We start from the raw sequence: 23768 nt of genomic DNA, 5'->3' as shown, positions 1-23768 counted from the left end.
ATGGGCCAGGAGTATTGGAGTGGATGTGAATTTCGGCGACGGACGGCACGCTTGAGCATTCACGCACCCCGGCCACGTGCTGAAACCGCTACCGCACGCGGGCACGATGAACACCCAGGGCTGCGTGGCTCGGCGCCGCAGTGCCAACGATGCGCCGATTTCCACAGCCGGCAGCACGGGCAGGATCTCGAAAGGCTTCGCGCAGTGATCAGATCAGCACGTAGTCGCTGCGCTGAATGACCCCGCGGTGTTCGCCTTCGACCAGATGCACATAGCGCCCGCCGACCAGATCGATAGGCAGACAGTCATCCACATCCAGCACCGCGTCGGTATGCGCCTTCAGCCAACCGGCCGCCATGCGCTGTCGACCCAGCCGCTTGGCGGCGGCTTTGTCGGGTGCCGGCACCAGCAGGTAGCGATGCGCTTCGCCGAACACGCCGGGCTCGTAGCCGCCCAGGTTGAGGAAGAACAAGCGCATCGCACCTGGCGCAGGGCTGGCCTGGCTGAACTCGATGCGGTAGCCCTCCACACCGTGCACCTCCATCCAGGCGTCGACGTGCAGGCCTTTGGGGCTGCCGAACCAGTTCTCACGCAACTGCGTGTAGGTCTGCGCCAAGGTGTCGGCCTGGGCGAACAGCACATCGTGCACTTCAATGCTGGCGCGAGGATGGCGGCCGCCGAGCAGGAAAACGTAAAGCATGGGGACATCCGCAAAGATCGAAGGAACGCCCATTGTGTGGGATTGGTTGAATGGCGCAAAGGTGGGGCAGCGCTTAAGCAGGCGGTGAAGTGGGTCACCAGCGGCCGCGGGCCCGAGGTCGGCCCTTCATGGCAGCATGAGGCCTGTCGCCGCCTACGGGCCGCGGAAGTCGTAGGGTCAACAGTTCGAAAGCGAAGTGATCGCCCAGCTGCCGAACAGGGGTAGGCCACCATCGCTCAGTCCGTGCAGGACTGAGTTACCATGCGCCGGTGAACTCTTCCGCTGAACGCTCTGGCTGCCTATGTCCTCAAATGCGCTGTACGCCGACCTGTCCATCTACTACGACCTGATGTGCGCCGATATCGACTACACCGCGCAAAGCCACGGCGTGCGTCGCCTGCATCAGCTGTTTGGAAACGGCGGGCGCCGGCACCTGGACCTGGCCTGTGGGACCGGGCCGCATGTACGGCATTTCCTCGATAGTGGCTACCACAGCAGCGGCCTGGACATCAGCCAGGCGATGCTGCAGATCGCCCGATCGCGCTGCCCCGAGGCGCAGTTCAGTCGTCAGGACATGGCCGGCTTCGAGGTAGACCCGCCGCAAGACCTGATCACCTGCTTTCTCTACTCCATCCACTACAACGCCGGGTTGGCGCAATTGCGCGCGTGCCTGGCCAGCGTGCACGCCGCGCTTGGCGAAAACGGTGTGCTTTGCTTCAACGCAGTGGACAAGGGCCAGATTGACAACGGCTTATCCGTACGCCATGGCGTGGAGCACGAAGGCAGCCATTTCATCTTTGGCTCCGGCTGGTACTACCCGGGCAAGGGCGAGCAGCAGTCATTGCGCTTGAGTGTGCAGAAGACCACCGCTGGCGTGACCGAAGTCTGGCACGACGAACACCCTATGGTTGCCTTCAGTTTCGCCGAGTTGCAGCACCTGTTGGAGCCGCTGTTCGACGTACACGTCTTCGAGCACGACTACCAGCGCATCACCCCCTGGGCTGGCACGAGCGCGAATGCAGTGTTCGTGTGTGTGAAGCGCGAAGCTTCAGATCGAGGTGACGGTTGATCATCGCTCAGCAGGCTCACCCAATCGGCTATCTACCGCCGCCTCAACCGTCAGCCTGCCCAGGGCTCGGCGCATGACCAATGCTATAGGGATGGACGAAATGGCTTTCAAAGTGATGGTGGTCGGTGGCTACGGCAACTTCGGCAGCATCGTTTGCCGGCACTTGGCAGGCGCGCCCGGCATTGCACTGGTGATCGCTGGCCGCGACCGGCATAAGTTGCAATGCAAGGTGGATGAGCTGAACAGGTCGTCGGGCCATGCGTGCGACAGCTGGTGCGGCGATGCCATGGGGGCCGGCTTTACGGCTGTGTTGCAGGCGATGAACATCCAGCTGGTGATCCACACCGCAGGCCCGTTCCAAGGGCAATCCTATGCCGTGGCTCAGGCGTGCATCGACGCGGCAGTGAATTATTGCGACCTGTCTGACTGCCGAACCTTCGTCAATGGGGTGGGCACGCTGGATGCCAGCGCCAGGCAGGCGGGCGTGTCCATTCTGAGCGGGTGCAGCTCGGTGCCGACCTTGTCGTCGGCGCTCATCGATCAGTACCGCCATCGTTTCATGCGCATCGACACGATCGAGCATGGCATTTCTTCTTCGGCGAAGATGCCGGGGTTGTCGACCGTGGAGGGTGTCCTCGCCTATGCGGGCAAGCCCATCAAACAACTCAAAAACGGCCAGGTGCACTCGGTGCTGGGCTGGCAAGACCTGACGCTGCGCAAGATGCCTCAACTCGGCACGCGGGTGCTGGCTAACGTCGATGTCCCCGACATGGACATCTTCGCCAGCCGTTACGGCGCCCATACGCTGCGCTTCAAGGCGGGCGCCGGGCTGAAGCTCGGCGGCGTTGCCAATGGCGTGCTGGCTCAGGCGCTGCGGATGGGGCTGGTGCGCGACCCTGTCCGCTGGGCCGGACGGCTGCATCGCCTGGGCACCTGGTTCGAACGCTTTGGCGATGGCAAAAGTGCAATGTACATCGACGTACACGGCCTCGGCACAGGCGGGCAGCCTCTGACCCTGGCCCTGCAACTGACGGCCCTGAACGACAAGGGCCCGGAAATTCCCAGCTGTGCGGCCGTCGCCCTGGCGACAAAAATGGCTCAGGGCTACGTGCCTGAACCCGGCGCGCGGCCTTGCGTAGGGATCATTACCGTCGAGGAATACATGGCGGCCATCGACGACTGTGCGAACCTGAGCCTGGCCGTGCATTTCACTGACGGGCAGCGCTGAGCCATGCTCTACCTGGGCTTGAAATACCTGCACGTCATCGCGGCAATATTCCTCTTCGGCTTCGGCATGGGCTCGTACCTTTACCTGATCGCCGCGAGCCGTACGGCCAACCCTCAGGTAATCGCCCAGGTCGCGCGCATGGTGGTGCAGTTCGACACCTGGATCACCACGCCGGCGGGCGTCATCCAGATCGTCACCGGTCTGCTGCTGGTCCACCTCACCGGGCTTGGCCTGACCACGCATTGGGTGCTGAGCTCGCTGGCGATCTTCCTGTGCGTAGGGTCGCTCTGGCTGCCGGTGCTGGTGTTGCAGAAGCGCCTGCAGCAGATGGCGTCGAGGGCAGCGCAGACTGGCGCGGCGCTTGAGGAAGGCTACCGCAACGTGTACCGCCAGTGGTTCTGGATGGGGGTTCTCGGTTTCCTGGGGATGTTCGTGATCGTCTGGATCATGGTCACGAAGATGACGCCCTGGCAGCTGATCGGCTTGCTGGCAGGCGCTTGAGGCTGGCGCGCCCGGCGCTCCAGGCCACTGCACACAATGCCAACCCCGCCACGTTCAGCGACACCGGATTGAACGCCTCCTTGAGCAGCCCCGGGCTGACCACCGCCACATCCACGAGCAGACCCACCAGCGCTGCCGCCGCTACCGCGATCGGCCAGGGATTGCGCGGGGTTAGCAGTATCCATAACGCCAGGGCTATCTCCCCGAGCCCTGCCAGGATCGCGAACAGGCGGACCTGCTCGATCCCATGCGCCTGGAACATCAGCTGCTCGCCTGCGCTCAGCCACAGCAACTTCGGCACCAGGCCATGGTAGGCAAACATGAACGCCAGGCCGCCGCGAGCGATCCAGTTGATGCGCACCAAGGCGTTCACCGTGGCGCCTTCAGAAAACGTTGCTCATGGTCCGCAGTCGGCAGCAGGCAACTGTCGTATTTGCCGAAGAGCCGATAGCGGTTGCGCGCGATGCAGTCGTAAGCCCAATCGCGCAGCACCCGTGGGACGCCCCGCAACAGCCGCAGAGGGCGCCAGGCGGCCGGCAGTTGACCGATGATCTCGAACACCGCCTCCGAGCGCAGCCAATAGCGGTGGTCGCGGATCACCGCCAGCGTGTCGAACTGCTCCAGTGGCAACCCCGCCCAGGCCAGCAACGCCTGCCCTTCAGGCGACTGCACCGCTGCCAGCCGCACCCGTCGCGCAGGATCATGGCGAATCAGAAAGCGTACCCAGCCGTTGCACAGCTTGCACTGGCCATCGAACAGCACCACGGTCTCACCGGGGTGCAGCAAGGGCGCAGGAGCAGGGCGGGTCTGTGATGTGGACATGGGCGTGGATCCAATGCGGCCAGGTGAGGCTGGATCATACCTAGGTCAGGAGCCCGAAGGGCAACTGAGGTGGGCTGCCTTGACGGCCTCGCACGCAAGCAGGCGTTGCGCAGCGCACGCCCTTGGCGGGCGGGTGGCTCCTCTTCGACTCGGCCAGCGCCCGGGAGCCGCCGCACGCGCTGAACCTGGACGTGAAGCGCAACCGCGCAGGTCGGCGAACCCGCGAGCGTCACTCGGGCATGAATTGCCCACAACACGAGACGGCTGTGGGTGGACCGCCGGGTAGGCCCATGGCCAAGCCTAACCTAATTCCAAAAAGGTATTTATTAGGTCTTTTTAAGATCGTTTAGCTTTAGACCTCGGCAAGCGTTGCGCCCTACGCGCAGTGCTTTTTCGCCCCAGGCTGTCTGTGTTGAAGTCACCGCCTGGGGCTTGGTCAATTTCCTGATCTGCGGCGAGTCGCGTGCCCGCCACCAGAGTACGCATGCCCGGAGTTCCTGTGACGCTTCTTCAAACCCCTTTGGCAACTGCCCGGATCAATCCTGCTCATCGGCCTGCACACGTTGTCAGTGACGACGTGTGTGAAGGCGAGGTGGTGCTCGAACTGCGAGACGTGACCAAAGCCTATCTGCGCAAGGGCGCGCCCGCATTGCCTGCTGTCAGCCATGTCAACTTGAAAGTGCGCCGTGGCGAAGTTCTGTGTCTGATGGGAACCTCTGGAAGCGGCAAGTCCACGTTGCTGCGGCACATCAATCGTCTGATCGAGCCTTCCAGTGGTGAGGTCCTGATCGAAGGGCAGGCCATCAGCAGCTTGAGCCGCAAAGCCCTGCGCGAACTGCGATCGCAGCGCATCGGGATGGTGTTCCAGCATTTCGGCCTGCTGCCCCACCGTAGCGTGCTGGACAATGTCGCCTTGCCGCTTGAGCTGCGCGGCGAGTCTGAGCCAGTTCGACAGGCGGCGGCAGCTTCGCAGTTACGGGCTGTGGGCTTGGAAACGTGGGGTGAGCATTACCCGCATCAATTGTCAGGCGGTATGCAACAGCGCGTTGGCCTGGCGCGGGCATTGGTGACCGAGCCGGACATTCTACTGATGGATGAGCCCTTCAGTGCGCTGGACCCGACGATCCGGCGGGACCTGCAACGCCATTTCCTGGCGGTGGTGCGTGAGCGTGGCATCAGCACTTTGCTGGTCACCCACGATCCTGCTGAAGCGCTACGCCTGGCTGACCGCATTGCGGTGCTGCGCGGTGGCCGCCTGGTGCAACTGGGCACGCCCGAACAACTGTTGGAAGATCCAGCTGACGCCGAAGTGGCGGACTTTTTCCGCGATTGCAGCCCAACCCCTTCAGCGCTGCGCAGTGTCGAGCGCACAGACCTCGACGCACCCGACGCAAGCCCGCGCAAGCAGGTTGCCGACGCCGGCTTGAACGGTTTGCAAGCGCTGTTGCTAGGGCCTGCGGCGCTGGCAGCGCGCGGAAAAGGTGGGCTCTTCTGGCTGACCTTCGCAGCCGAGCTTGCTGCGCTGGCGATGCTCGGCCAAGGCATTGCCAGTCAGCAATGGCTGACGCTCATGGCGGCCGTCGGGGTGTTGGCGGCCAGCCGCTTTACTGCGCTCTCGCTGAGTCGCCACCCAGTGCGAGGCAGTGCATCGGCGTGGCACTTGCCGTTGCTGGTACTGCTGGTCAGCCAGGCATTGGTGCTGTGGCGGGTGGTTACGCCTGACACCACCCACGTTCTATTGCAGTTTCCGAGCAATCGCCAAGCCTTGCTGCTGGCGGCACAGAGCATCGACCACTTCATCGGCTGGTCGCAGTTGACGTTCGAGCGTGCCTTCGTGGGCGTGATCGTTGCAGTGCGCACCGTCATTGAAGGGATCGAAAACCTGTTGGGCTGGTTGCCCTGGCCGGTGTCGGCCTTGGCACTGGTGTTCCTGTCATGGCGCTCAGCAGGCTTGGCGCTGGCCCTGACCAGCAGTGCGGCGCTGCTCTACATCGGCTTGTTCGGTTTCTGGGAACGCACCATTGCGACGCTGGCCCTGGTCGGTTCTTCGGTGCTGATCGCCCTGATCATTGGCGTGCCAACCGGCATTGTGCTGGCCAAGCGACCGATCGTCCGCCGGCTGATGACACCCTTGCTGGATGTCATGCAGACGCTGCCGACGTTTGTGTACCTGATACCCGCTGTCGCGTTCTTCTCTGTCGGCAAGACCCCGGCGGTGATCGCCACCGTGATCTTTGCCCTGGCGCCGATGATTCGCCTGACATCGCTGGGTATCCAGGAGGTGCCCAAGGATGCCGTCGAAGCGGCAGTGGCGCATGGCGCCAGTCCTTGGCAAACGCTGATCAAAGTGCAACTGCCCCTGGCTCGCCGGTCGCTGTTGCTGGGGGTCAACCAGACCATCGTCATGAGCCTGTCCATGGTCGTGGTGGCCGCCCTGATTGGGGCGGGCGGTCTGGGTTATGACGTCATGACCGCGTTGCGCAACATCAAGGGCGGCGACGGCGTGCTGGCCGGGGTGGCGATCGTCCTGTGCGCCTTGATCCCTGATCGAATCATTCAATCGAGCTTGCGTAGGCAAGATCACCTGCACAACTGAACAGTGAGGCTACTCGTGAAGAAACACCTATTGCGCAACGTGGGCGCTGCCGTGTTGCTGGCCTGCGTAATCGGCCCCGGCACCGTCTTGGCCAAGGAAAAGATCGTCATCGGCGAGCAGAACTGGACAGGGGCTGTGGCCATTCAGTACATCCTCGGCGAGGTGATCAGCAGCCGCCTGGACGGTGATGTGTCTTATCTGGCAGGCGATGTCGCGGTGCTGTTGAGCGCCGCAGCGAAGGGCGATGGGTCGGTGGATGTGCTGACTGACATCTGGCTGCCCAATCAATCGGCTGCCTGGGCCCGGTATGTGACGGGCGGTACCCGTTCGTTGGTGCCGACCCTGCATCCCTACACAGGCGAGCAAGGGTTCTACATTCCCGGTTATCTGCAGGACCAGTACGGCGTCAAATCCATCTATGACCTGAAAAAACCGGAGGTGGCCAAGCTCTTCGAGCCCTTGGGCGGGGGCAAGGCTGAGCTGTTGGTCGGGCCGGCAGGTTGGGAGTCGACCTACATTGGCCAGATCAAGGCCAAGGATTATGGTTTTGCCGACAAGTTCGAGTCGATCTCCACAGAAGCGTCGGTGACCTACGCCAAACTGGCTTCAGCCTACAAGGCCCAGCGCGGGGTGGTGTTCTATGGCTATACGCCGGACTGGATCTTTTCGGCCTATGACCTGCGCCGCCTGGAAGAGCCGGCATTCGACGGTTACGCCCAGGACAACAAGCGAGGCGACCCTCTGTACAAGGCCGACGGCTGCTGGAAGTTCATCAGCCCTACCGTCGACCCGGACTGGCTGAGCAAGAGCCGGGTCACCTGCGCCTTCCCGGATGCCAAGGTCTATGTGATGGCGTCGGCCGCTTTGCACAAGCGCGCACCGAAGATTGCCGAGTTTCTGCGTAACGTCGCCATCGACCCGGCGCAGCTCAATGAACTGATCTTCAAGATCGAACAGGAAAAACAGCCGGCGGACGTTGTGGCCAAGGCCTGGGTGCGCGCGAACGGCGCCCTCATCGACCAATGGCTGGCCCCCTCGGCGCCTGAAGTGAGTGCAAACCCATGACCCCTCACTCGTTGCGGTTGCTCGACGGCGGTATGGGGCGCGAGTTGCAGCGCATCGGTGCACCCTTTCGGCAGCCTGAATGGTCAGCGCTCGCGCTGATCGAGGCGCCGCAGTTCGTGCTCAAGGCGCACCAGGCATTCATCGCGGCTGGCGCGCGAATCATCACCACCAACAGCTACGCGGTCGTGCCTTTTCACATCGGCGATGAACGCTTCGCGCAGCAAGGGCGCGCGCTGGCCGAGCGCGCGGGGCAGCTCGCTCGGCAGGCGGCGGCCGAGAGCCTTGAGCCGGTTACCGTGGCGGGTTCCCTGGCTCCGGCCCTGGGCTCGTACCGGCCGGACCTGTTCGCCCATCAGCGCTCGGTGGCGATTCACCGCGAGCTGATCGCCGGGTTGCAGGCCGAGGTCGACGTCTGGTTGGCGGAAACCATCAGTTCCATTGCAGAAGTACGCGCTGTTGTCGAGGCGCTGGATGCCCAGCCCAAGCCGTTGTGGCTGTCGTTCACGTTGCTCGATGACCTCGACGGGGCGCCGCGCCTGCGTTCGCTCGAGCCGGTTGCCGATGCAGTACAGGCGGCCGTCGAGTTGGGGGCACAGGTGGTGCTGTTCAACTGCAGCCAGCCCGAAGTGATGGCAGCGGCGCTGAGGGCTGCGGGCGCTGTTATCCAGCGCCTTGGGCACACCGTGGAACTGGGCGTGTACGCCAATGCCTTTGCGCCAGTTGGCGCGCAGGCCACCGCGAACAGCACACTGCTGGAGATCCGCCAGGACCTTGGCCCGCAGGCCTATCTGCACTGGGCACAATCATGGGTCGAGGCAGGCGCCAGTGTGGTGGGTGGCTGCTGTGGCATCGGCCCTGAACATATCGCCCAGTTGCATCTGCACTTGTTGCCGCCACAGCAGAGGCGCGGTCAATGACGAAGGCTCCCCGCACTGGAGAGATCGAGCAAGGCACCTTCGGTGCCGGCTGTTCCTGAGCCACCAACGCCGCATTCAGACCTTTGCCAGTGGTGCTCGACACGCCTGCTGGTTTGGCTCGACCGGCCCGGGGGCTGGCCGAGGTCATGGTGTTGCGCGTGCGCCAGGAACACAGCCTGCCGTGGTTGCCGGTGCCGCAGATGGAGGTGCAGGTGTACTAGTTCGTGGGCAAGAGGATCACGAAGTTCTTCTTCATGTCTTCGAGCACCGTCCATGTGCCCTTGGCACCCGGTTCGATGATGAACGTGTCGCCGGCGGCCAGTGACACCGGGGCGCAACCTTCAAGCTCGATGACGCAGCGTCCAGTCAGCACATGGCAGAACTCCCAGACTTTGTAATCGATGCGCCACGCGCCGGTTGTGGCTTCCCATTCTCCGGAAATACGACCTTGTGCTTCGTCGTGATAGTACTTGGACGTCAACGTGTGAGGGTCGCCTTGCACGACTTCTCCAAAAAACGGCAGGTCGCGTACCGGTTGGATATCCAGCTCGCGGAATACGGTGAGTGTCTTGTTCATGGTGTTTTCTCGAGCACGTTATGGGTTAGGGCGATACATCAAATAGGCGTCACCGCTCACGTTCAGCATCGGGTGAGCTACGATCTGGCAGGTTTTCACAACCCGGAAACCATGACGTTCGTAGAAGCGGCGCGCACCGTGGTTTTCTGCATAATCGATCAGGCAAAGCCCATTCAAACCAGCGGTCTCGGCGCGCTGCTGGGCGTGGCGAAGAAACTGCGCGCCCAGCCCCTGGCTGCGCCAGGCCTCGTCCAAGGCCAGGCTGGAGATGTACAAGGTGTCAGGTATTTCCATGTCGGCATAAGGCGCGAGTACCGGGTCGGTCTCCGCAGGCCTGTCTGCAGTCACGCGCAAGGCATAGCTGTGCATCATGCCGATCACGCGCCCTTCGTCCGTGGCCATCAGGCAGTTCTTGTAGGAGAAGTCGCCCTGTTCCCGGGCGTAGCGCGACGCTCCGACGCTCAGCAGTGCTTCCCCCGGTGCGGCAAGCTGGCTCCAGATGTAGTCAGCCATGCCCTCGGAGGTCAGTTGGAAGAAGCGCGCAATGTCGTGCGCGTCCGAGGCCTGAGCGGGCCTGAAGTCGATAGGCATGTGCAGTGTTTCCATGGAATCGGAGGGTTGGTTTTACCAGCTGGGCCGTTGACAGGGAGGCAGGGTAGGCGGTTTGAAGGGTACCCATCATGCTCTGGGCGAACATTGTCAGCACGGCGCGCGACGTTGCCGTCATGCTCGATTGCAGGTGGCGGTGAAAGGGTGCAGGCCTGGGGAGAATCGCGTCAATCTGCTTTTCACTGCAGCCCGATCGTTCATGATTGAGCCAGAAACGGCTGGCGCATGGGTCGTTTCGATCAGGGGTATCAGCGGTTTGGCGACTGGCGGCATAAACGGGACGCATCGATCAGATGCTCAAGCGTCTGCACCTGAGATTAGACGAACACGGTTTGATTGACCGTGCTGGATGATCGACTCAACCACGGTCGAGGCTGCTGATCACCTGATCACCTGATCACCTGATCGGATGCCGGTGACGGGCGAGGTGCAGGGTTACTCTCACCCCCATCAAACCAGCCCCCCAGTTGCACTGGCGCAAGGGCGGTCGTGTTGCAAGTCTCCATGGTGTCGATGTCTTGTCTTTTATGACGATGTTAGCGATGCATCCTGACTGTCAAGACCTTTCATCCACGTTGCAAAGATGCGTTGCAGGTGCCCCGTAGCGGCCAGTGGATAAAGACTCAGTCTGTGAGGTTCACTTGCCCAGCCTGGTCAAATTTCAACCGAGACGCTTCAACCTCGGGCAACTTGTCCAGCGTCCATTTATGCAGTTCGCGGAAAGGCTGCTGCAATGTTCGACCAAGTTGAGTGATCTCATACTGGACTGCCACAGGTGAAAACGAGATGACTTGGCGCGAGACCAGACCATTTCGTTCCAGCCGCCTCAGGCACTGTGTAAGTGCCTTCTGAGTGACGCCTTCAAGACGGCGTTTGATGGCGTTGAAACGATGCGGGCCGTCGTCAAGCACTGCCAGAACCATCATCGACCACTTATCTGCGATTTGGTCAAACAGCGCCCGGCTGGGACAGTCGGACGAGAAACATTGTGGCTTCAATTCCAGCATTCAAGTTTCCTCAAGTATACCTAGGCGACTCTAGGTGCCTAATTGACATTAGGTCTACAAAATATACTTATAGGGCTTCCGAAAGCAAATGGAGTCCATCCGATGGCAAATCCTGATACCAGCATTTTATTTCGTCCTTTTTCATTGCGGTCGCTTGAACTGAAGAACCGGATTGTCATGGCGCCGATGACCAGGCAGTTTTCGCCCGAGGGCATTCCTGGCGAACCAAGCGCAGCCTACTATCGGCGGCGGGCAGAGGGGCAGGTTGGGCTGATCCTCTCGGAAGGGACGGTCATCGACCGTCCGGCTTCACGTAATGGCCCCGGCATTCCCTTTTTCCACGGGGAAGCGGCTTTGGCGGGATGGAAGAACGTGATCGCTGCTGTTCACCGTGCGGGTGGCCGTATGGGACCGCAACTCTGGCACACCGGCGCGGTGCGTGATGTGAGCGGCTGGGAACCTGATGCGCCGGTCGAGAGCCCGTCCGGCCTCGATTCGCCAAACAATCCGCGTGGTGTCGCAATGAGCGAGGAGGCCATTGCAGACGCAGTGGCTGCGTTCGCCAACGCCGCGGCGGATGCTAAGCGCCTGGGCTTCGACACGGTCGAAATTCATGGGGCTCATGGCTATCTGATCGATCAGTTTTTCTGGGCAGGTACCAACCGGCGCACTGATCGTTACGGCGGACCGACAATCAAAGAGCGATCGCGCTTTGCCGCTGAGATCGTCTCTGCTGTGCGCCATGCAGTCGGGCCCGAATTCCCCATCATCATGCGCGTTAGCCAGTGGAAGCAGCAGGACTTCGCCGTGCGCCTCGCCCAGACCCCGGCGTTGATGGAAGAGTGGTTGCTGCCGCTGGTCGAGGCCGGTGTCGATGTTCTGCATTGCTCGCAGCGACGCTTCTGGGACCCTGAGTTTCCCGAGATCGACGGTGCGAACGGGCTGAACTGCGCGGGCTGGGCCAAGAAAGTGACTGGAGCCACGACCATAAGTGTCGGTTCCATAGGGCTGGATAACGACGTTACTCATGCGTTCGCCGGCAAGGGCTCAGCGCCTGCAAGCCTGGAACGCCTCATCGAGCGCATGGAGCGTGAGGAATTTGATCTGATCGCTGTCGGGCGTGTTCTGCTCAGTGACAAAGATTGGGTCGCCAAGGTGAAACAGGGTCATTACGCAGATCTGACCGGCTTCAATCCGGCATCGTTAGCCGAATTGGTCTGAGCCTGGCCGCCTGGGTGGTGAGGGTGCTGCTGCCCAGGGTCTGGTCGCAAGCGATCAGAAGACGAGCTTCCGATCTGGCACGGGTCATGCTGCGTACGCGTCGGGCCATGGCCAAGGCCATGGTGCGCGGGCGGCGCAGCTCGGTGATGGTGATGCTCCAGTTCGACTTGGCTGACGGGTTCATGCAGATGACGGGCAAGAGGTGGTTTTCAAAGCGCCACTAAATCCCCCAGATCAGTAGATGAACGTCAGGGACAGTTGGGCAAACTTGCAGGTCAATCCTTGTTTGGCCGCCTCTTCGAAGGTGCGCTCTTGGTTGGGCTGCAGTACCTCGATCGTTGCGGCTTTGGCTTTAAGCGCAGGAATGTGCTGCGCCCCATCGCGGCGCACGCCGTAGGCGATGTCGCGTGGCTTCTCAAGGTCGATGTCGGGGTCGGTGTCGATGGGGAAACGGCTTTCCTTCACAGGCTCTCAGGATCCCCAAAAAACATCTGAATCCGCGACCGCAACCACCGCTCCGCCGGATCGTTATCCTGCGCTCCACGCCACGCCATGTGCAGCTCATACCGCTCCATCGGCAACGGCAAGTCATCGGCGCGCAACCCGCCGGCGGCCGTCAGGACCTCGGCTGTATAGTCGGGCACCGTGGCAATGATGTCGGTGCCGGAGAGCAAACTGCCCAAGCCGTTGAACTGCGGCACGGCCAGTACCACCTGACGCTTGCGCCCCAGCCCCTCCAGCGCCTGGTCGATGATGCCGGACAAGTCCCCTGCAAATGACACCAGCGCATGCGGCCGGCTGCAGAAGTCATCCAGGCTGATCGCGCCGGGGATGCTGTCGGCGCGCAGCAGTTTGGGCATGCTGCGGCGCAGCAATTTGCGTTTGGCGTTGGCGGGCAGGTCGGCGGTGTAGCTCACGCCCACCGAAATTTCGCCTGAGGCGAGCAGGGTCGGCATCAGCAGGTAGTTGACCCGCCGTACCACCAACACGATGCCCGGCGCTTCGGCGCGGATGCGTTTGAGTAGCAATGGCAGCAGAGCGAACTCGGCGTCGTCTGACAACCCGATGCGAAACACCGCGTTGCTGGTGGCCGGGTCGAACTCGGCGGCGCGGCTGACCGCGGTGGAGATCGAGTCCAGCGCCGGCGAGAGCAGGGCGAAGATCTCCTGCGCGCGGGCCGAGGGCTCCATGGTGCGGCCGGTGCGCACGAACAACGGGTCGTCGAACAGGTTGCGCAGGCGCGACAGCGCGGCGCTGATGGCGGGTTGGCCGAGGAACAGTTTTTCCGCCGCGCGGGTCACGCTGCGTTCATACATCAGGGTCTCGAAGACGATCAACAGGTTGAGGTCTACGCGGCGCAGGTCGTTACGGTTCATGGGGCGGGTGCCTGGTGCCTGGGCGGGAGCAGGGTGAATCTTACGGGCAAAGGCTGTTACCCTGCACCGTTTTCCGGGCGAGTTAGGGCAAATTGCCACGAACCCAATCGATGGCAGGCATGTCGACTATTAATAGCCGCTGATGGTCTCAGCGCTGGCCCCCGGATACAGTCCGGTCATACGAGATTCACATAGCTGAGGTAGGCGATGTCCCGCATCATCCGATTCCACAAGTTCGGCGCCGCCGATGTGCTGCGCTGTGAGGAACGCCCTGAGCCGAGCCCGGCCAGCGGCGAGGTGCAGGTGCGTGTCGAGGCCATTGGTGTCAGCTGGTATGACGTGCTCTGGCGGCAGAACCTGGCGCCTTCGCAAGTGCGTCTGCCGTCCGGTATCGGCCATGAGATGGCTGGTGTGGTCAGCGCTGTGGGCGAGGGTGTCGAGGATCTGGTTGTGGGTGACCGGGTGGCGAGTTTCCCGGCCACCAGCCCGAATGATCACCCGGTCTATGGCGATGTCATCGTGCTGCCGCGCAGCGCCTTGACGCGCTACCCCGAAGTGCTGACGCCGATCGAGGCCAGCGTCCATTACACGCCCTTGTTGATCGCCTATTTCGCCTATATCGACCTGGCCCGCGCCAAGCCTGGCCAGACCGCACTGGTGACCGACGCCAGCCACTGTGCAGGCCCTGCCTTCGTGCAGTTGGGCAAGGCGCTGGGGCTCAAGGTGCTGGCTGCGACCAAAGAGCCCGATCAGCGCGAGTACCTGCTGAGCCTGGGCGCGGCGCAGGTCATCGTCACCGAAGAGCAGGACCTGCTGCTGCAGGTCGGCAAGTACACCGCCAACCGCGGCGTGGACATGGTGCTCGATGGCTTGGGCGGCCCACAGATGTCGCTGCTTGGCGATGTCTTGGCGCCGCGCGGTAGCCTGGTGCTGTATGGCTTGCAGGGTGGGAATCAGACGCCATTCCCGGCCTGCGCCGCGTTCAAGAAGAACATTCAGTTCCATTTGCACTGCGTGAGCAACTTCACCGGCAAGCCAGAACTGGGTATTGATCAGGATGTGTCGGCTTTGCAGCGCGCGCTGGACGACATCAACCGCTTCACCGCCGAGCGCCTGCTGACCCCACAGATCATCAAGGTCTATCCGTTCGATCAAGTGGTCGAGGCCCACCGGCACATGGATGCCTGCCCATGCGGCGGTCGCGTGGTACTCGCGATGGACCAGGTCGAGTGAGCGCGGCGGCGCGTGCTCCCTTGGGGCAGCACCCGCCCAGCGATGCCCCCGCTGAGTCTCTGAAGAAATATCCTACGCGGTAAAACAACTATTCCTACCGCGTTTAGGAATAAACCCTCATCGCTAAATCGGCACTGAATTATTACCGTCAACGGTAGGAAAGACTCCCTCGTGCCCAATCCGGCCACGCGGGGTCGGGTGTCTGTCGCCTGAGCGGCTCAGGGATGAGGAAAGTACGCGATGAGTGAAATGCATGATCACGCCATTGAATCCATTTTTCAGCAGGTGCTCGGGCGCCTTCACGAGCATTTCAGCCAGGCCCAGCGCGCCTCGCTGCAACTGCTGATCCAGCGGCTGCTGGTCGCGGCGGGCGGCATCGAGCGGATCGGCGATTTCCGCTTGTTGGTGCTGCATGGCAATGATCGGCTCAGTGCTCATTTGCTGGCATGCCTGCGTGCGGCGCAGCTGAGTATTGCCCAGCGCGCGTCACAGACCTTCGGCTTGCGGGTTCTGGTGTTGCGCCAGCCAGGGATGAGCGCGGTCGAGTTGGCGCGCCATGCGCAGTGTTTCGATGCCTTGTTTCTGCACAACGATCCCCGCGTGGAACTGTTCATCGCCGACCCCGCTGGCTTGCGGCCATTCGAAGCGCGGCCGGGCCATGCCGAACCACCGCACGTGCTCGCCAAGGACGCCTGGCTGCTGTTCGGTCACGTGTTGGAAGGCGACGTGGAGGGGTTGGTGGGCAGTCGCATGTGGCTGCAGATGGCCCGCGCCTGCACATCGGCGCTGACGTGCGAAGAAGGCATGAGTGCACTGGTCACCGCCGTACCTGCGGCCCAGCGGCGCCGTTTGCTGGCCTGGAGTCGACGCTGTCTGCGCCTGGCCGAGCCCGGTCGGCCCGCTTCCTTGCAGTGCGCCAGCACTGTGATCAAGGCCATGGCGCGTCTGCAGGCGCGCATGGCCCAGTTACCCAGCGGGCCTTGCGTGCTGCCGCCTCGCAGTGCGCCGTACAGTGACGCGTGCGGCTTGCAGGTGCTCGGCCTGGACGAGTTGTTGCAGCACATTGGCCAGCGGGACCGTCTGGAGGGCATGCTCAGCAGTGCCTCAGGCTGTACAGTGCCCAAAGCCGGGCTTGAGGCCTGGAACGACCGGCCGCTTGTCGCTCACTTGCGTGGTCTGCAAGCCCAGTACATACGTATTGCCAGCGACCGGGAAGGCGTGCATTCGGCACCCGGGCACACGGCTCAAGCGTTGCAAGGCACGTCGCAGGCGGTGCGCCTCGTGGCTCAAGAGCGTCTGCTGCGCGGCTATGGTCTGGGTGAGGAGCAACTGGCCTGCCTGCTGTTCGCCCCGTTCATAGCGCGCGGCGTGCGGCTCGAAGCGTGGCTGCGGCGTTGCCATCCCAACATGCGTGTGGCACTGCCGTATGTGCACAACGCACTACAGGGGCGTCCGTGCCCTGAGGCGGTGGTGCGCTGGTTGGTGAGTGTCAGCGGATTGTCGCTGGCGCAGATGCAGGGTTTGTATGGCTTGCGGCTGGATGATCGTACGCTCTGCCTGCCTCGCTATCTGGCGCGGCGAGATGCCGGCCTGCGCCTGCTACGCCAGTGCAAAACTTTTCAAGAATCGAACATGGATCGCCCGGCCCCTCCAGTATCGTAAACTGCCGTAGGATTGTTCTACAGCGAGCGGGCGAATTTTTCCTGATCTGCGTGCTCCAAAGAGCGAGTTCGGTGCTGGGAACGGACGTCAGCGTATTCACAAGTCGCAATACAATTCCCCTGTTTTCAACAACTTGAAGGGCTGCGCGCGGCTCGGGTCGGGCCCATACTAGCGGCGCGTCACAGGTGCCCGATGCGGCATTTCACCCTTGACAGAATGCGGCCCTGTCGTGCTCGCAGGTTCAACGCAGCGTAGGTAACTCCATGATCTGGTTTTTGGAAGGGCAGGCGTCTCAGCGCGACATCCTGCTGGGTGCTCGCGAGGCACTGCCGGCACACATTCGTATAACGGCCTCGCATCGATCGGACCGGCCTGAAATCACGGGCCTCGCTGACATCGCACTGCAAGAACCAGCTGACTCTGACGAGCGTATCCCGTGGGTCATCCACACAGCCGTCGCACGCGGCGTCCAGGTCGTGGTCGCCGGTCGTCTGGGCGCACTTTATGAAGCGCACCGCGCCGACTTCAACGCCGCCGGCCTGACCCTGGTCACCGGCGGCCTGAGCCCGCACACCTTCGCTTGCGTCGACGACAAGGCCACGTTCACTGCCATGGCCCACGCCGCTGGGCTGGCTTGCATTCCCGCCACTACCGTCACCAGCTCGGAGCAGCTGCAGGCCGCTTATCAGGCCTGCCGTGCCAGCGGCGAGGTGTGCGTCAAACCGGTGGTGGGCATCTACGGGCAGGGGTTCTGGCGGCTGCGAGAAGGTCTTGACCCGTATCGCTGCTTCGCCAACCCTGACGCGCGCGAAGTCGACTTCGCCACCTACTTGCGCGCCTATGCCGCCCAGCCCGAGCGCGAGCCGTTGCTGGTCATGCCGTACCTGCCGGGCCCTGAGTGTTCGGTCGACATGGTCTGCGAGGCGGGCAGGGTGGTGGCCTATGTTGGCCGGCGCAAGTCCGGCGCACACCAGCGATTCGAGCGCGATACCGCTGCCACTGGATTAGCGATCGCCGCTGCAGAGCATTTCCACTGCGATGGCATCGTGAATGTCCAGACCCGCGACGACATCGATGGCCAGCCGCGACTTCTGGAGATCAATCCACGCTACTCTGGCGGAATCGGCTATACCCGCATGACCGGTATCAACCTGGCGGGCATTTTTGCGACCCGCCGACTCGGCCTGCCAGAACCTGCTGGCCACTGGATCGACGCAGTGCGGGTCAAACCCATCACCGTCGCCGTCCTGGCCCAGGGCTGAAGTGCCTATGCTGCCGAAGCCTGCTGCGCAATCCCGCCACTCTGCGGTGGGTCACTCATGGAGCGAGACATGCTGACACCCGGCGCGAACACCGCTATTGGCTCCAGCACCCCTGCATGGACCCTCACCTCATCCGTGGCCGACGCCTTTGGCGCTATTGCCGCCGTTGCCCTGCTGCCAGTGAATGAGCGCCGCGCGCCCACCGGTCCTGCCGCGCTATTGCATGTCGAACAATCTGCATGGATGACCTGGAGTGGCGACCCCGCCCAGGTCGGCTGCACGCTGCGCCTGGGCCACCTCCCTGAGGGCAGCGACCGTGTACTGCTGCTGGTCTATCGCTACGCCAATCTGGGCCCTGTCAGCGCCCTGGGATCGTTAACGCTGCGCATCGACCAGACCATCCACTACACGCTGGATGTCAGCGGGCAGGGCGAAAGCGCCTTGATCCTGGGCGAGTTCTACCTAAGGGCCGGGCAGTGGAAGTTTCGCGCCTTGGCCGAAGGTTCGGCTTATGGGCTGGCTGCGTTTGGCCGGCGCCTGGACATCGAGCTCGATGAAAACCATCCTGAACGACCGGGCGGGCGTGGCAGCGCGGGGGACACCACTGCGGCCTACGCGACCGGCACCGGCTTTGCGGTGTCTGGCAACACGCTGCTCACCTGCGCTCATGTCATCGAGGGCATGCAGGCGATTGAGATCCAGGCCTTCAGTGGCCGTCATCGGGCTGAGCCGGTAATGGTCGACACCACCAACGACATCGCGCTACTGCGTGTGGATGCCGCAGTGCTGCAGCCGGTCCAGGTTGCTGCAAGCGGCGGCTGCGCCCTGGGCGATCCCGTCACTGCCGTGGGGTTCCCCCTGGCAGGCTTCGCAGGAGGTGGGGCGCATGTAACCCAAGGCGGCGTCTCGGCGCTGTTCGGTCTGCGTAATGACGCCACCTTATTGCAGTTCACTGCCGCTATTCAGCCCGGTTCCAGCGGAAGTCCGCTGTTCGATGCCAGGGGCGCGGTAGTCGGCATGGTGACGTCTACCGTGCCTGATGCGCAAAACATGAATTTCGCGGTAAAGGCGCAAGTGCTCGCCGCCTTTCTCGAGGCGTGTCACGTGCCGGTCAGCGTGCCGGAGCCCGGAGCGCTCAAGAGCCCCGCCGAGATCGCCCGCGCCGCACAACCTTCGCTTTGGAAAATTGAGGCGCGCCGCTGATGCGGCGCCCAGGCTTATGACGACGTTCGATGGACGCCGTCCACACAGGAAACACAGTGCAGTGAACCAGCAACCTATCCGGCTTAGCGCGGCCTTGACCCGTGGCGTGCTTGACGTCGATGTGCACGGCAGCCGTGTCGCGGCGCAGGCGCTCTTCGGATTTGCCGAGCGGCGCAACCCCAAGCGAGCATTTCTGTTCGTCTCGAAGGTGTTGGGCAAGCACATTCCGGTCAAACCGTCGGTGATGGAAGACACGTACCAGGCGCTCGCGGCGCAGATTCCTGCGGACCTGCCAGGCCCGGTGCTGCTGATCGGCATGGCCGAAACGGCGGTTGGGCTGGGCGCCGGGGTACACCGGGTGTACAGCGCCGACCGTGCAGACTCGATGTACCTGGTCAGCACACGGCACCCCGTCAGTGAGCATCTTTTCACGCGTTTTGAAGAAGAACACAGCCACGCCAGCGCTCACCTTGTCCATGAGCCAGTCGACCCGGTGTTGTCTGCGCGCCTGCGCAGCGCGCGCTCCCTGGTGATGATCGATGATGAAGCATCCACCGGGCGCACGTTCGTCAACCTGCATCGCGCCTTGGTCGCAGCGGGGGTGGATCAGCTCGAGCGGGTGGTCACCTGCGTGCTCACCGACTGGTCGAGTGGAGCGCTGAGCGCTGACCTGGGCGCCTCGGTCGAGCAGGTCTCGTTGCTCAGCGGCGCCTACGCATTCACCGAAAATCCTGAAGCAGCGCTACCGCAGATGCCCGAAACCGGCACGGTGGCCATCGGCGAATGGCCGCTGGACCCGGCCAATGACTGGGGCCGTCTGGGCACCTGTGGTGTTCGGGATACGCTTGGCAGCGGCGTAACGGTCACCCCTGGCGAGCGCGTGCTGGTGCTGGGCACCGGTGAGTTCGTGTGGAAGCCGTTCCTGCTCGCCGAGCGGCTGGAACGTGCGGGTGCCGAGGTGTATTTCAGCTCCACCACGCGTTCGCCGATCGCACTCGGACATTGCATCGAGCATGCTTTGAGTTTTTCCGACAACTATGGTTTGGGCATCGTCAATTTCCTTTATAACGTCGCGCCCGGGCAATTCGACCGTGTGCTGATCTGCAGCGAAACCGATGCCCAGGCGGTACCACGCACGCTGATTGACGCACTGAACGCAGAGGTCCTCGTCGATGGCCAATGAACGCCCCCTGGTACTGGTCGACTTGGACGACACACTGTTCCAGACCGCACGCAAGATGCCCGCCAATACCGCTCGCCATCCTGCCTCGTACGACGTCGACGGCGGCGTGAGCGGCTACCAGAGCGCTGTGCAGAAGGCGCTGCTTGACTGGTTGCTGGCCACCGCTGACGTGGTACCCGTGACCGCCCGCAGCGCCGAAGCCTTCAGTCGAGTACGGCTGGGGTTCACTCGCGGAGCGGTCTGCGCCCATGGCGGCCTGATTCTCGATCCTGAGGGTGGCGTCGACAAGGACTGGCATGCCCTGATGGGCGAGGTGCTTGCTCCGTTCCATGAACGCTTGCCAGAGCTGTGCGAGACCGCCCTGGGCCTGGCCGACACGCTCGGTGTGTCGTTGCGGGGGTGGGTGGTGGAGGAGGCCGACCAGCGCCACTACGTGGTCATCAAGCACAACAGCGGCAGTGATCACGATCTGCAACGGGTGCTTGAGGCCTTGCAAACGCAGGGGCTGCTGACCGACCTGCACAGTCACCGCAACGGCAACAACCTGGCGCTGTTGCCGGTCGGCTTGTGCAAGCGCGCAGCGGTGCAGCATTACCTGGCCCGCGACCGTCGGCAGCATGGCGAGCGGCTGGTGCTTGGGTTTGGCGACAGTATCACCGACCTCGGCTTCATGAATCTGTGCGATTTCTGGGCCACGCCATCGCGCAGCCAACTGGCGGCAGTGGTGCAGGAGCATGCCGATGATTGACCTCGAACTCGCTGCAAGCACCGTCGGCAGTGGCAGTTACCTGCCCGATGACGTGCATTTTCTGCTGCGTCCGGTCGATCTGGCCTTGACTGACGTGCTTGAAAAGGAACGTCTGATCCAGACCCAGCAGAAGCACTATTCAGAAATGATCAGCGCCGAGCATGCGCCGTCATCCACCCACATGGCGCTGTTCGAGCGCAGCCTGCGGCAGAACGGCCTGCGTATGGCGGCCGATGTGCAATCGCTGGCGCTGTCGCTGGCCGAGCAATACGCAGCGGGCACGATCGTGCTGGTGTCTTTTGTCCGGGCCGGGCTGCCGCTGGGCGTGTTGCTGCGCCGGGCCTTGCTCGGGTTGGGCCGCGATGCTTGCCACTACGGCATCAGTATCGTGCGCGACCGCGGTATCGATACCGCGGCGCTCGAAGCAATCATCCGCGCCCATGGCGCACAGAACATCGTCTTCGTCGATGGCTGGACCGGCAAGGGGGCCATTGCCGGAGAATTGGCGCGTTGCCTGGGTCATGATCCGCGCTTTCCCGACGGCCCGCGCATGGTGGTGCTGGCCGACCCTTGCGCACGCGCCTGGCTGGCGGCCTCTGCGGAAGACTGGATCATTCCTTCGGGCATCCTGGGCGCGACGGTCTCGGGCCTGGTTTCACGCTCCATCTGGCCGGCCGATGGCGGTCTGCATGGTTGCGTGGTGTATGACGCGCTGGGTCCGCACGATGTTACCCGCAGCTTCATCGACCGCATCGAGGCCGCACGCGCCGGCGTGGCCGTTGAACCTGCCAAGCCGTGGACGCCTGCTCAAGCGGCGCAATTGCAGGAACAGGCGATGCAGGTTGTGCAACGTCTGTCGAGCCGCTTCGACATCAGCAACCTGAACCGTATCAAGCCCGGAATCGCCGAAGCCACTCGCGCTGTCCTGCGCCGCGTGCCCGACCAGGTGCTGGTGCGCGACCGCGATGATGCCGACGTACAACTGCTGATCCATCTCACCGACCGCGCGGGCATCGAGGTGCAGGCTGTAGGTGATGAACTTGGCCCCTATCGCGCGGTCACCATAATTCGGGGGGTCAGTTGATGGGAAAGATTTCACCGTTTGCCTTGGGTGCCACTTTGTACATGCCGGCGACTCGGCCAGACATCCTCGATGTCATGCAGGGCACGAAGCTGTCAGGTTTGCGTTCGATGGTGATCTGTCTGGAAGACGCCGTCGCTGCCGCCGACGTGGAACATGCGCTGGACGCGCTGCGCACGGTGCTCGGCCAGGCCAGATCGGGTGCCGGCGATGCCAGCACCTCTAGCGGACCGTTGGTGTTCGTTCGCCCGCGAGACGCGCAGATGGCCGCCTATCTCAATGACTGGGCCAACATCACCTGCGTCGATGGCTTCGTCTTGCCAAAACTGTCGATGGCCAACCTCAGCCAATGGGCCGGGGCGGTGTCCAACCCTGACCTGCTGCTGATGCCCACGCTGGAAACCCGCGAAGTGTTCCACTCCAGCGCCATGTCGGACCTGGGCTGCGCGATGCATGAGGCGCTCGGTGAGCGGGTGCTGGCCTTGCGCATCGGTGGCAATGACCTCATGAGCTGCCTGGGCCTGCGTCGCAACCCGGCCACCACGCTGTACCAGACCCCCATGGGTTACGTGATCCCGATGCTGGCAGGGGTGCTGGGCGCGCAGGGGTTCGCGCTGACCGGGCCTGTGTTCGAGCAGTTGGCCACTCCGCAGCTGCTCGCCGAAGAGTTGCAGCTGGACATCGCCCATGGTCTGGTGGGCAAGACCGCGATTCACCCCTCGCAGATTGCGCCGATCAATGAAGGCTTTCGCGTGTCCATCGAGGACCTCAACTGCGCGCGCATGATCCTCAATGACACCGCTCCGGCGGTGTTCAGACACAACGATGCAATGCTCGAACCGGCCACCCACCACAGTTGGGCGGTGAATATCCTTGAGCGGGCCAAATGGCACGGCGTGAAGCCTGCCGATGGCGCGATTGCAGAACCCGTACGACTAGCGGAGGTCGCTCGATGACCCAGGAAATGATGGAGACGGGCCCTGCAGGCGCAGACGTACTGTCAGTGTTCGACTTCGATGGCACCTTGACCCATCGCGACAGCTTCTTACCGTTTCTGCTCTACGCCTTCGGCAAGCGCGCCTTTGCGGCGCGCGCCTTTCGCATGCTGCCCGACTGTTTCCGTTACCTCGGCAAAGGTCTGAGCCGTGATGAGCTCAAAGCCATCCTGATCGCCACCTTCCTGACCGGTGTGGAAGAGCAGTGGGTGCAGCGCAAGGCTGGCGAGTTTCGTGCGGCGTATTGGAAACGCCTGATGCGCCCGGCGGGGGTGCGCTCGGTCGCTGCGGAAGTGGCCAGTGGCGCGCATGTCACGATTTGTTCAGCGTCGCCCCGTATCGTGCTCAAACCCTTCGCCGAGCACTTGGGCATCAAGCTGATCGCCACCGAGCTGGAGGTGGTCGATGGCCGCCTGACGGGCGCCATCAGTGGCAACAATTGCCGCTGCGAGGCCAAGGTATTGCGCCTTGAGGCCGTCTATGGCGCCCTCGACCAGTATCGCCTGCGCGCCTGGGGTGACACCCGTGGCGACCATGAATTGCTGGCCGCGGCGCAGGAGCCGCACTGGCGGCACTTCCATCCGCGCTGGCAGCGCGGCCGGCTGAACATCCAGCGCATCGGCCCCAAGCTGCAAAAAGGCGAGATGTTGAACAACCCGGTAACCGGCAGCGGGCGCGCACAACAGCAGCATGACGACCAACAAGGAGCGTAA

The 23768-nt window shown here is 62.9% G+C and carries 24 protein-coding genes and 2 pseudogenes; 18 read left to right on the top strand and 8 right to left on the bottom strand.

What is annotated here, in order from left to right:
• Nucleotides 1-208: 208 nt before the first annotated feature.
• Nucleotides 209-700 carry a DUF1543 domain-containing protein gene (locus SJI00_RS12925; RefSeq protein ID WP_322462109.1) on the bottom strand — a complete coding sequence of 164 codons (492 nt, stop codon included), beginning with the start codon at nucleotides 698-700 and terminating at the stop codon, nucleotides 209-211.
• A 301-nt stretch (nucleotides 701-1001) separates the two neighbouring features.
• Between SJI00_RS12925 and SJI00_RS12920 the strand changes: the two genes are divergently transcribed.
• The 3 genes from SJI00_RS12920 to SJI00_RS12910 all read left to right on the top strand — a co-directional run bounded on the left by SJI00_RS12920 (nucleotide 1002) and on the right by SJI00_RS12910 (nucleotide 3498).
• On the top strand, nucleotides 1002-1769 hold the full coding sequence (locus SJI00_RS12920) for a class I SAM-dependent DNA methyltransferase (RefSeq protein ID WP_322462108.1): 768 nt from the start codon (nucleotides 1002-1004) through the stop codon (nucleotides 1767-1769).
• A gap of 100 nt (nucleotides 1770-1869) precedes the next feature.
• Nucleotides 1870-2997: a saccharopine dehydrogenase NADP-binding domain-containing protein gene (locus SJI00_RS12915; protein WP_322462107.1), complete on the top strand. Its 1128-nt coding sequence runs from the start codon at nucleotides 1870-1872 to the stop codon at nucleotides 2995-2997.
• A gap of 3 nt (nucleotides 2998-3000) precedes the next feature.
• Nucleotides 3001-3498: a DUF2269 family protein gene (locus SJI00_RS12910; RefSeq protein ID WP_322462106.1), complete on the top strand. Its 498-nt coding sequence runs from the start codon at nucleotides 3001-3003 to the stop codon at nucleotides 3496-3498.
• Here the strand turns inward: SJI00_RS12910 and SJI00_RS12905 are convergent.
• Nucleotides 3449-3871, bottom strand: a complete 423-nt coding sequence (locus tag SJI00_RS12905; protein WP_322462105.1) for a DoxX-like family protein — start codon at nucleotides 3869-3871, stop codon at nucleotides 3449-3451. The genes SJI00_RS12910 and SJI00_RS12905 overlap by 50 nt on opposite strands.
• Complete coding sequence (locus SJI00_RS12900; protein ID WP_322462104.1) at nucleotides 3868-4320, bottom strand: thiol-disulfide oxidoreductase DCC family protein; 453 nt, start codon at nucleotides 4318-4320, stop codon at nucleotides 3868-3870. Before SJI00_RS12900 ends, SJI00_RS12905 begins: the two co-directional genes overlap by 4 nt.
• Before the next feature lie 595 nt (nucleotides 4321-4915).
• On the opposite strand from SJI00_RS12900, the gene SJI00_RS12895 reads away from it, so the two are divergent.
• The 4 genes and pseudogenes from SJI00_RS12895 to SJI00_RS12880 all read left to right on the top strand — a co-directional run.
• Complete coding sequence (locus SJI00_RS12895) at nucleotides 4916-6916, top strand: ATP-binding cassette domain-containing protein (protein WP_322462103.1); 2001 nt, start codon at nucleotides 4916-4918, stop codon at nucleotides 6914-6916.
• A gap of 15 nt (nucleotides 6917-6931) precedes the next feature.
• Entirely contained in the window at nucleotides 6932-7981 is a 1050-nt protein-coding gene (locus SJI00_RS12890) for an ABC transporter substrate-binding protein (protein ID WP_416221031.1), read from the top strand.
• Nucleotides 7978-8898 (top strand): homocysteine S-methyltransferase family protein, encoded by a 921-nt coding sequence (locus SJI00_RS12885; protein ID WP_322462101.1) that lies wholly within the window; start codon nucleotides 7978-7980, stop codon nucleotides 8896-8898. The genes SJI00_RS12890 and SJI00_RS12885 overlap by 4 nt, the downstream gene beginning before the upstream one ends.
• A gap of 152 nt (nucleotides 8899-9050) precedes the next feature.
• A pseudogene (locus SJI00_RS12880) lies at nucleotides 9051-9116 on the top strand (DUF1249 domain-containing protein); the annotation flags it as partial.
• Here SJI00_RS12880 and SJI00_RS12875 read toward each other — a convergent pair.
• The 3 genes and pseudogenes from SJI00_RS12875 to SJI00_RS12865 all read right to left on the bottom strand — a co-directional run bounded on the left by SJI00_RS12875 (nucleotide 9116) and on the right by SJI00_RS12865 (nucleotide 11091).
• A complete protein-coding gene (locus SJI00_RS12875) occupies nucleotides 9116-9475 on the bottom strand; it encodes a cupin domain-containing protein (protein ID WP_322462100.1) in 360 nt (119 codons plus the stop codon). The pseudogene SJI00_RS12880 and the gene SJI00_RS12875 overlap by 1 nt on opposite strands.
• Nucleotides 9472-10081 (bottom strand): annotated as a pseudogene (locus SJI00_RS12870) (GNAT family N-acetyltransferase). Before SJI00_RS12870 ends, SJI00_RS12875 begins: the two are co-directional and overlap by 4 nt.
• Nucleotides 10082-10707: 626 nt before the next feature.
• Nucleotides 10708-11091, bottom strand: a complete 384-nt coding sequence (locus tag SJI00_RS12865) for a winged helix-turn-helix transcriptional regulator (RefSeq protein ID WP_322462099.1) — start codon at nucleotides 11089-11091, stop codon at nucleotides 10708-10710.
• Nucleotides 11092-11193: 102 nt separating this feature from the next.
• Here SJI00_RS12865 and SJI00_RS12860 point away from each other — a divergent pair, with 102 nt between their 5' ends.
• Nucleotides 11194-12312, top strand: a complete 1119-nt coding sequence (locus tag SJI00_RS12860; RefSeq protein ID WP_322462098.1) for an NADH:flavin oxidoreductase — start codon at nucleotides 11194-11196, stop codon at nucleotides 12310-12312.
• An 86-nt stretch (nucleotides 12313-12398) separates the two neighbouring features.
• Nucleotides 12399-12536, top strand: a complete 138-nt coding sequence (locus tag SJI00_RS12855) for a hypothetical protein (RefSeq protein ID WP_322462097.1) — start codon at nucleotides 12399-12401, stop codon at nucleotides 12534-12536.
• 10 nt (nucleotides 12537-12546) lie between these two features.
• On the opposite strand, the gene SJI00_RS12850 is transcribed toward SJI00_RS12855, so the two are convergent.
• Both SJI00_RS12850 and SJI00_RS12845 read right to left on the bottom strand, forming a co-directional pair.
• Nucleotides 12547-12777, bottom strand: coding sequence for a hypothetical protein (locus SJI00_RS12850; RefSeq protein WP_322462096.1), 231 nt, complete (start codon nucleotides 12775-12777; stop codon nucleotides 12547-12549).
• Nucleotides 12774-13688: a LysR family transcriptional regulator gene (locus SJI00_RS12845; RefSeq protein ID WP_322462095.1), complete on the bottom strand. Its 915-nt coding sequence runs from the start codon at nucleotides 13686-13688 to the stop codon at nucleotides 12774-12776. Before SJI00_RS12845 ends, SJI00_RS12850 begins: the two co-directional genes overlap by 4 nt.
• A 207-nt stretch (nucleotides 13689-13895) precedes the next feature.
• Here SJI00_RS12845 and SJI00_RS12840 point away from each other — a divergent pair, with 207 nt between their 5' ends.
• From SJI00_RS12840 to SJI00_RS12800, 9 genes are all read left to right on the top strand, one after another.
• The gene (locus SJI00_RS12840; protein ID WP_322462094.1) at nucleotides 13896-14921 is read left to right on the top strand and encodes a zinc-dependent alcohol dehydrogenase family protein; all 1026 of its coding nucleotides are present in this window, start codon (nucleotides 13896-13898) and stop codon (nucleotides 14919-14921) included.
• Nucleotides 14922-15161: 240 nt separating this feature from the next.
• Nucleotides 15162-16583, top strand: coding sequence for a hypothetical protein (locus SJI00_RS12835; RefSeq protein WP_322462093.1), 1422 nt, complete (start codon nucleotides 15162-15164; stop codon nucleotides 16581-16583).
• A gap of 263 nt (nucleotides 16584-16846) precedes the next feature.
• A complete protein-coding gene (locus tag SJI00_RS12830) occupies nucleotides 16847-17845 on the top strand; it encodes an ATP-grasp domain-containing protein (RefSeq protein ID WP_322462092.1) in 999 nt (332 codons plus the stop codon).
• A gap of 69 nt (nucleotides 17846-17914) precedes the next feature.
• On the top strand, nucleotides 17915-19048 hold the full coding sequence (locus SJI00_RS12825) for a trypsin-like peptidase domain-containing protein (RefSeq protein ID WP_322462091.1): 1134 nt from the start codon (nucleotides 17915-17917) through the stop codon (nucleotides 19046-19048).
• A gap of 16 nt (nucleotides 19049-19064) precedes the next feature.
• Entirely contained in the window at nucleotides 19065-20231 is a 1167-nt protein-coding gene (locus tag SJI00_RS12820) for a phosphoribosyltransferase domain-containing protein (protein WP_416221030.1), read from the top strand.
• Nucleotides 20221-20979 (top strand): HAD family hydrolase, encoded by a 759-nt coding sequence (locus SJI00_RS12815; RefSeq protein ID WP_322462089.1) that lies wholly within the window; start codon nucleotides 20221-20223, stop codon nucleotides 20977-20979. The genes SJI00_RS12820 and SJI00_RS12815 overlap by 11 nt, the downstream gene beginning before the upstream one ends.
• Nucleotides 20972-22063 (top strand): cysteine protease StiP domain-containing protein, encoded by a 1092-nt coding sequence (locus SJI00_RS12810; protein ID WP_322462088.1) that lies wholly within the window; start codon nucleotides 20972-20974, stop codon nucleotides 22061-22063. The genes SJI00_RS12815 and SJI00_RS12810 overlap by 8 nt, the downstream gene beginning before the upstream one ends.
• Nucleotides 22063-23016 carry an HpcH/HpaI aldolase/citrate lyase family protein gene (locus SJI00_RS12805; protein WP_322462087.1) on the top strand — a complete coding sequence of 318 codons (954 nt, stop codon included), beginning with the start codon at nucleotides 22063-22065 and terminating at the stop codon, nucleotides 23014-23016. Before SJI00_RS12810 ends, SJI00_RS12805 begins: the two co-directional genes overlap by 1 nt.
• Complete coding sequence (locus SJI00_RS12800) at nucleotides 23013-23768, top strand: HAD family hydrolase (RefSeq protein ID WP_322462086.1); 756 nt, start codon at nucleotides 23013-23015, stop codon at nucleotides 23766-23768. The genes SJI00_RS12805 and SJI00_RS12800 overlap by 4 nt, the downstream gene beginning before the upstream one ends.

Origin of the sequence: Pseudomonas gebzensis (assembly GCF_034427815.1) — a bacterium.
Classification (GTDB): Bacteria; Pseudomonadota; Gammaproteobacteria; order Pseudomonadales; family Pseudomonadaceae; genus Aquipseudomonas.
This window is presented reverse-complemented; position numbering and strand designations above follow the sequence as displayed.

Bases quoted from the DNA above. Each gene is read 5' to 3' on its own strand.
- SJI00_RS12925 (WP_322462109.1), bottom strand. From the start codon at position 700: ATGCTTTACGTTTTCCTGCTCGGCGGCCGCCATCCTCGCGCCAGCATT.
- SJI00_RS12920 (WP_322462108.1), top strand. From the start codon at position 1,002: ATGTCCTCAAATGCGCTGTACGCCGACCTGTCCATCTACTACGACCTG.
- SJI00_RS12915 (WP_322462107.1), top strand. From the start codon at position 1,870: ATGGCTTTCAAAGTGATGGTGGTCGGTGGCTACGGCAACTTCGGCAGC.
- SJI00_RS12910 (WP_322462106.1), top strand. From the start codon at position 3,001: ATGCTCTACCTGGGCTTGAAATACCTGCACGTCATCGCGGCAATATTC.
- SJI00_RS12900 (WP_322462104.1), bottom strand. From the start codon at position 4,320: ATGTCCACATCACAGACCCGCCCTGCTCCTGCGCCCTTGCTGCACCCC.
- SJI00_RS12885 (WP_322462101.1), top strand. From the start codon at position 7,978: ATGACCCCTCACTCGTTGCGGTTGCTCGACGGCGGTATGGGGCGCGAG.
- SJI00_RS12875 (WP_322462100.1), bottom strand. From the start codon at position 9,475: ATGAACAAGACACTCACCGTATTCCGCGAGCTGGATATCCAACCGGTA.
- SJI00_RS12865 (WP_322462099.1), bottom strand. From the start codon at position 11,091: ATGCTGGAATTGAAGCCACAATGTTTCTCGTCCGACTGTCCCAGCCGG.
- SJI00_RS12860 (WP_322462098.1), top strand. From the start codon at position 11,194: ATGGCAAATCCTGATACCAGCATTTTATTTCGTCCTTTTTCATTGCGG.
- SJI00_RS12855 (WP_322462097.1), top strand. From the start codon at position 12,399: ATGCTGCGTACGCGTCGGGCCATGGCCAAGGCCATGGTGCGCGGGCGG.
- SJI00_RS12845 (WP_322462095.1), bottom strand. From the start codon at position 13,688: ATGAACCGTAACGACCTGCGCCGCGTAGACCTCAACCTGTTGATCGTC.
- SJI00_RS12840 (WP_322462094.1), top strand. From the start codon at position 13,896: ATGTCCCGCATCATCCGATTCCACAAGTTCGGCGCCGCCGATGTGCTG.
- SJI00_RS12835 (WP_322462093.1), top strand. From the start codon at position 15,162: ATGAGTGAAATGCATGATCACGCCATTGAATCCATTTTTCAGCAGGTG.
- SJI00_RS12830 (WP_322462092.1), top strand. From the start codon at position 16,847: ATGATCTGGTTTTTGGAAGGGCAGGCGTCTCAGCGCGACATCCTGCTG.
- SJI00_RS12825 (WP_322462091.1), top strand. From the start codon at position 17,915: ATGCTGACACCCGGCGCGAACACCGCTATTGGCTCCAGCACCCCTGCA.
- SJI00_RS12820 (WP_416221030.1), top strand. From the start codon at position 19,065: ATGACGACGTTCGATGGACGCCGTCCACACAGGAAACACAGTGCAGTG.
- SJI00_RS12815 (WP_322462089.1), top strand. From the start codon at position 20,221: ATGGCCAATGAACGCCCCCTGGTACTGGTCGACTTGGACGACACACTG.
- SJI00_RS12810 (WP_322462088.1), top strand. From the start codon at position 20,972: ATGATTGACCTCGAACTCGCTGCAAGCACCGTCGGCAGTGGCAGTTAC.
- SJI00_RS12805 (WP_322462087.1), top strand. From the start codon at position 22,063: ATGGGAAAGATTTCACCGTTTGCCTTGGGTGCCACTTTGTACATGCCG.
- SJI00_RS12800 (WP_322462086.1), top strand. From the start codon at position 23,013: ATGACCCAGGAAATGATGGAGACGGGCCCTGCAGGCGCAGACGTACTG.